1 pseudogene is annotated in these 440 nt (G+C 41.1%); it reads left to right on the plus strand.

The features are described 5' to 3' along the window. A pseudogene (locus ACHUFA_RS11050) lies at positions 1–440 on the plus strand (phage tail tip lysozyme); the annotation flags it as partial.

Here is a 440-nt window from a genome sequence, read left to right on the forward strand (position 1 = left end):
CATGAGTGTCTCAGGTAGCAGTGTCATTCAACAAGATGAGATGGAATTGACCAAGGCCTATACCCACATGACGTGGGAAGATGCGGAGCATACTAGATCCAACGAAAAGGGAATTACCTATTACACCAAGATTGATGAGATTATGGTTTATATGAATCATCAATACCAAGACTATAAGATTGACGATTTCATGGAAGCAGGTGGTGTGACCTACAAAGCGTTTCTCAGTCAAGTGTGGACAGACTTAAATGGTGGAGATTCTATTAAATCCATGTCTGACTTATATAAAGAACCTGCTTACAAGCTGTCTGATGAGGATCAAGAAGAACTAAAGGAATTGACCGAAGAAGGCAACTATCTAGCCCTTCAAGAATTGGACAATCCCTTTCAGGGACAGACAGATGAGGATAGCTTAAACATGACCTACCGGTATGGTTATG

It is taken from the genome of Streptococcus hepaticus (assembly GCF_043656315.1).
Lineage (GTDB): Bacteria > Bacillota > Bacilli > Lactobacillales > Streptococcaceae > Streptococcus > Streptococcus hepaticus.